Origin of the sequence: Roseiarcus sp., from assembly GCF_052145395.1 — a bacterium.
Classification (GTDB): Bacteria; Pseudomonadota; Alphaproteobacteria; order Rhizobiales; family Beijerinckiaceae; genus Roseiarcus.
Genome location: NZ_JBKQOT010000695.1, coordinates 1 through 5,336, shown reverse-complemented (window position 1 = coordinate 5,336; position 5,336 = coordinate 1). Strand labels below are relative to the sequence as shown.

The 5,336-nt window shown below is 66.1% G+C and carries 6 protein-coding genes and 2 pseudogenes; 2 read left to right on the top strand and 6 right to left on the bottom strand.

The features are described from left to right. Window positions 1-217 (top strand): annotated as a pseudogene (locus tag ACLP25_RS23835) (aldo/keto reductase); the annotation flags it as partial. 59 nt (window positions 218-276) lie between these two features. Here the strand turns inward: ACLP25_RS23835 and ACLP25_RS23830 are convergent. Then, window positions 277-672 carry a (R)-mandelonitrile lyase gene (locus ACLP25_RS23830; RefSeq protein ID WP_442471610.1) on the bottom strand — a complete coding sequence of 132 codons (396 nt, stop codon included), beginning with the start codon at window positions 670-672 and terminating at the stop codon, window positions 277-279. Between the two features lie 95 nt (window positions 673-767). On the opposite strand from ACLP25_RS23830, the gene ACLP25_RS23825 reads away from it, so the two are divergent. After that, window positions 768-1,673, top strand: a complete 906-nt coding sequence (locus ACLP25_RS23825) for a LysR family transcriptional regulator (protein WP_442471609.1) — start codon at window positions 768-770, stop codon at window positions 1,671-1,673. Window positions 1,674-1,904: 231 nt separating this feature from the next. Here ACLP25_RS23825 and ACLP25_RS23820 read toward each other — a convergent pair whose 3' ends face one another. The 5 genes and pseudogenes from ACLP25_RS23820 to ACLP25_RS23800 form a co-directional block, all read right to left on the bottom strand. Further along, complete coding sequence (locus ACLP25_RS23820) at window positions 1,905-2,144, bottom strand: tautomerase family protein (protein WP_442471608.1); 240 nt, start codon at window positions 2,142-2,144, stop codon at window positions 1,905-1,907. A gap of 23 nt (window positions 2,145-2,167) precedes the next feature. Further along, on the bottom strand, window positions 2,168-2,878 hold the full coding sequence (locus ACLP25_RS23815) for an SDR family NAD(P)-dependent oxidoreductase (protein WP_442471607.1): 711 nt from the start codon (window positions 2,876-2,878) through the stop codon (window positions 2,168-2,170). A gap of 418 nt (window positions 2,879-3,296) precedes the next feature. Beyond that, window positions 3,297-4,190, bottom strand: a complete 894-nt coding sequence (locus ACLP25_RS23810) for an enoyl-CoA hydratase/isomerase family protein (RefSeq protein ID WP_442471606.1) — start codon at window positions 4,188-4,190, stop codon at window positions 3,297-3,299. Between the two features lie 200 nt (window positions 4,191-4,390). Beyond that, the gene (locus ACLP25_RS23805) at window positions 4,391-5,080 is read right to left on the bottom strand and encodes a VOC family protein (RefSeq protein ID WP_442471605.1); all 690 of its coding nucleotides are present in this window, start codon (window positions 5,078-5,080) and stop codon (window positions 4,391-4,393) included. Then, window positions 5,077-5,336 (bottom strand): annotated as a pseudogene (locus ACLP25_RS23800) (hypothetical protein); the annotation flags it as partial. The gene ACLP25_RS23805 and the pseudogene ACLP25_RS23800, both read right to left, overlap by 4 nt.

Sequence of the window (5,336 nt, the reverse complement as noted above, 5' to 3'; positions counted from 1 at the left end):
CTATCAGCACCGTGTCGACCCCAACGTGCCGATCGAAGACGTGGCCGGGGCGGTCAAGGACCTGATCAAGGAAGGGAAGGTGAGGCACTTCGGGCTTTCGGAGGCTGGCGTGCAAACAATCCGCCGCGCGCACGCCGTTCAGCCCGTCACGGCCCTTCAGAACGAATATTCGCTGTGGTGGAGGCGCCCCGAGGGGGCCGTGCTGCCCGTCCGTGAGCCTTCTGCTGATCGGATCGGCCGCATGCGAGCTTCACGATCACGTGGGGCATGGCCGCCTCACTTCCCGTATTGCTCGTCGCTGACCTTCTCCAGCCAGTCGACCGCCTTGCCGCCGAGCTTTTCCTGAATGGCGATGTGGGTCATTGCGATGGTGGGCGCCGCGCCGTGCCAGTGCTTCTCGCCCGGTGGGAACCACACGACGTCGCCCGGTCGGATCTCCTCGATCGGGCCGCCCTCGCGCTGGACCCGTCCGCACCCCGCGGTGACGATCAGGGTCTGACCGAGCGGATGGGTGTGCCACGCTGTCCGCGCGCCGGGCTCGAAGGTGACGCTGGCGCCGGTCGCGCGCGCCGGGTCGGGCGGGCTGAACAGCGGATCGATACGCACCGTGCCGGTGAACCAATCGGCCGGCCCCTTGCCGGACGGCTCCGAACCGCTTCGCTTGATCTCCATCGCATTCCTCCGTCTTCTTCTCCCAATATCTAGCGCGCGGGCGGGGGAACAATTAGACAGTATTATGCGCGTGCGCTTATAAGTGAGTCTTATGAATGCCAGGCGAGAACCTCAACGATCTGGCCGCTTTCCTAGCGGTCGCGCGCGAGCGGAGCTTTACCCGCGCCGCCGCGAAGCTCGGCGTGTCGCAATCGGCGCTGAGCCAGACCATCCGAGGCCTCGAGGCGCGGCTCGGCCTTCGCCTTTTGAGCCGCACCACGCGCAGCGTCGCGCCGAGCGAGGCGGGCGAACGCCTCCTGCGCACGATAGGGCCCCATATCGGGGAGATTGAGACCGAACTTGAGGCGTTGAGCGCGCTTCGCGAGAAGCCCGCCGGAACCATTCGGATCACCGCCGGGGACCATGCGGTCCACTCGGTTCTCTGGCCAAAGCTGGCGAAGTTCCTGCCGAACTATCCAGACATCAAGGTCGAGATCGCCATCGACTATGGACTGACCGACATCGTCGCCGAGCGCTACGACGCAGGCGTGCGCCTGGGCGAGCAGGTCTCCAGGGACATGATCGCGGTTCGCATCGGGCCTGACGTTCGCTTTGCCGTGGTCGGGGCCAGGTCCTACTTCGCGAAGCGCCCGCCGCCAACGACGCCGCAGGACCTCGTCGGTCACAATTGCATCAACCTGCGGCTTCCAACCTACGGCGGCCTCTACGCGTGGGAGTTCGAGAAGGACGGCCGCGACGTGAGGGTGCGGGTCGAAGGCCAACTCGTTTTCAGCAGCGTCTTTCAGGCCCTCGACGCCGCGCTCGCCGGCCTCGGCCTCGCCTATGTGCCGGAGGATCTCACTGAGGCCTATCTCGCTGACGGTCGCCTCGAACGGGCGCTTGAGGACTGGTGCGCGCCCTGGTCGGCCTACCGCCTCTACTACCCGAGCCGGCGGCAATCGTCACCGGCCTTCGCCCTGCTGGTCGATGCGCTGCGCTACCACGACGCCGCGAAAGAATAAGCCGAAGACTTGAGAAAAATCGGCGCAACGCGCCTCTGTCGCCGGAGGGCGCGGGTCGATCCTCCGGCGGCAATCGGTTCAGGTTCGAGCCCGCCGTCACGCGCTGGCGACGGAGAGGGCGCCGAGCCATGCTTTGGCGCTTGGACCAGACGACGCCGGATTCTCCTCCACGAGGGTCGTGCGGTCGGTCAGGCTGGCGGAGGTCGAATTCACGAGGGCTCTCCCGCTGCGTCACGACTTCTGCTTCTCCGCCAACCGTCGGCGGTAGTCGTCGAGCGGAAGGCCGCCCCAGCCCCAGTTCTCCGTTTCCACCTCCTGGATGACGACCCACGTCCATTCGGGCGGCTTCTTCAGCACGTCGAACAGCACTTGGCTGACGCCCTGGTAGATGGCGGCCTTCTGTTCGGGCGTCACGTGGTCCAGGCCCGGCTCGGTCCCCTCGCGGGTCACCTGGATGAAGACGTATGGCATGACAGACCCCTTTTGAGCTCGGATCAGTGGCCGGCGGCCTGGCCGCCGTCGACATGCAGGGTTTCGCCGGTGACGAAGTCTGCGTCCTCGAGGTAGAGGACCGCGCCGACGATGTCGGAAACCTCGCCGAGCCGCTTGAGCGGATGCAGCGCCGCCAGGAAGGCGTGGGTATCGGCTTCGTGCATGGGCGTGCGGATGACGCCAGGCGAGACCGCGTTCACGCGAACGCCACGGCCCGCGAATTCGATGGCGAGCGATCGAGTCACCGCGTCGAGCCCGCCCTTGGTCAGCGCGGCCAGGGCCGCGGGCAGCTGCGAATTGGCATGGTTCACCAGGCTGGTCGTGACGTTGACGATGTGACCGCGCCCCCGCGCCAGCATCGCCTCGGCCGCTCGCTGGCTCACGAAGAAGAAGCCGGCCAGATTGGTGGCGACGACTTGAGCGTAGTCCTCAGCCGAATAGGCGGTGAAGGGCTTGCCGATGAAGACGCCCGCATTGTTGACCAGCGTGTCGAGGCGCCCGAAGCGCTGCAGCGCCGCCGAGACGACCCGGCCGGCGATCTCGGGATCGGCGATGTCGCCAGCCACAGTCACAACGTTGGAGTCTTCCGACTTGCGGATCGACCGGGAGTTGGCGACGACTCCGTAGCCCCGGGCGCGAAAGCCCTCGACAAGGCCCGCGCCGATGCCCTGGGACGCGCCGGTGACGACGGCGACCTTCTGTTCGTCTGGCATGCTCAACTCCTCCTCCTTCAGATCGGCCGGATGTCGAGACTGCCCAGGCAAAAGCGCCGTTTCCCGGCCTCATCGTCCTGCGATTGGAAGTCGTTCAGGCGATGCCGAGAATATTTCGGCGGCGTCAGCGAAGCGCTATTGCACTATGGTGTCGCGGATACCTTGGTGTCGGTGGCGACTTGGCCACGCCTAGGCGCAGGCCTCCAGATCAACCAGAGCGCCTCCGTGTCGGGGCAAGCCCGAACCTGCCGCGCATTCCGACTGAGGTATCGACGATAATTTGGCGCAATGGATCGCGCCGGAACGGGTCTGCTCCGATGATCTTCAGGCGTCGCGCCTTCGATTTGATCGCGCGGCGCGGATACTCGGGAAAACCAGACATGTCCCTTGCGTTCACCAGTCCAGCCGACGCACGCCGCTATTGGCCGAGAGCGCCGGTGTAGTACGGCAGGCGGCTTTCGACGTCGGGGTTGGTCTGCAGCCCCATCTCCATCAGGCGCTTGATGTTTTGCTGGGCCTGCGGGCGCTGCACCGAGGCCAGGAACGCGTCCCATTCGGCGCCGATCTCGGAGTCAGGCGGCAGGCTCGCGATGTCGACCCGGCGCTTGATGTCGGCAATGGACTGCTTGTCGAACCCGGCGATGCGCCGGGCCAGCGCGTCGACGAAGGGGTCCAGCTCGGCGTCGGGCAACGCGCGGTTGACGTAACCATAGCGCTCCGCCAGGTCGCCGGGGATGTCCTCGCCGCTGAGCAGGACTTCCAGCGCGCGGCCGCGCCCGATCAGGCGCGGCAGGCGGGCCATGGGGCCGCCGCCAGGCACCAACCCGGCGCCGATTTCCCACTGCGACAATAGGGCCTTCTCGCGACTGGCAAAACGCATGTCGCTCGCCAGGGACAGCTCGCTGCCGACCCCTGTGGCGCGGCCGCGGATCGACACAATCGACACCACCGGCGCGCGGCTCAGGCGCACCAGCATGTCGGGCAACGCCGGCAGGCCGGTCGCGCCGGGCGAAATGCCCGTCGTCGCCGAGAGCGGCGAAACGAAGTCGTAGTGCGTCAGGAAGAAGCCCGGCACCGCGCTCTGGAACACGACGACCTTGACCTTGGGGTCGGTCTCGATCTGGGTGATGACGCTGTTCAGCTGCGGAATGGTCTCAGGGCCGAAAATGTTGAACGGCGGGTTGTCCAGCGTGACGCGCCAGTATTCCGGCGTGAGGCGCTCGAGCCGGATCTCCTGCTTCGGCGCGGCCTCAGTCCTGGCGCCGGGTGCTTCCACCGGCTCGCCGGCGTGAGCGGGATTGATGCCTGCCAACGCGGTGGCTCCGCGTGTTGTGTGCGTTTTCATTCCAGATACCTCGGCTGGTTGACGGTGGCATAGTAAAAGCGCCGTCTGGTCCCTCGGCGCGGGGACCAAGCGTCAGGTTTTGACCACCAGGACGCCGCCCGAGGCGGCGCTCAGGCATTCGAATCACGGCTGTCAGAGCGATCGGCTGACGGGAAGCGAGCCGCTGCTCATGTCGGCAGCGGCTTGCCGGCCTGCTCCCGGACGATGTGCTCCGCGTACCAGTCCGGCCAATCCGGATCTTGTTTGCCCGTCCGCTTCTCGTGCTCGCCGTGCGCGGCCGCGGCGCGTCGGAGCGCAGCCGCAAGCTCGGTCGATGAGGGGAATGTCGTTGTGTCCGCGTCCACGCGTCCGGGCAATCGCGTGGTGATCTCCTGCAACAGCCAACCATTGCCGTCGGGATCGCTGAACGAGGCGAACGAGCGGTAGCTGCGATGCTCGGGATCGAGACCCTCAACCCGGCGCCGCCCAAACAGATAGGGCTCGTCTGTCCCGGCGTACACGCCGCCGCCGTCGTGGAAGGCCTTGCTGATCTCGACGCCGCGGCCGAGAAGCTCGTCGCGGGCGGCTTCGATGTTGGAAACGATCAGGTACAGGCCCTGGGCGGAGCCCGGCGCCGCCGCGGTGACGTTCTTGCCGAAGATGACCGAGCACCCCGAGCCGGGCGGCGTGAACTGGATCACACGGAAGTCGTCGCCTGAGGCGAAATCGGCATCGAGTCTCCAACCCAGGCCGCCGTAAAAGCGCTTGGCGCGATCGACGTCCGAAACAGGTATGACAATGACCTCGAGCTTCGTGTCGACCGCCGGCCTTCCGGGGGCGTCGACTGCATCTGCGCTGCGGGCTTGCGTATTGCTCATGTCCAGCTCCTGGGTTCGGGGCCTCGAGATTGCTGACCGGAGTCGTGGCCAAAGATCTTGTTGTTTTCCTCGGATGAGACATAATTCCGAGGAATCGCGGCGATGATGGCGCCGTCGGGGAACGGAAGTGTTCGTTCCCGAAAGGCCATCATGGCTAAATTGTCGCCCGCAATTACCCACCCTCTTGCCTCTTGCCCCTTGCCACGGGGCGGGATGTCTGAATCCATGGAGCGATGGACCGCAGTGATTTGCAGCA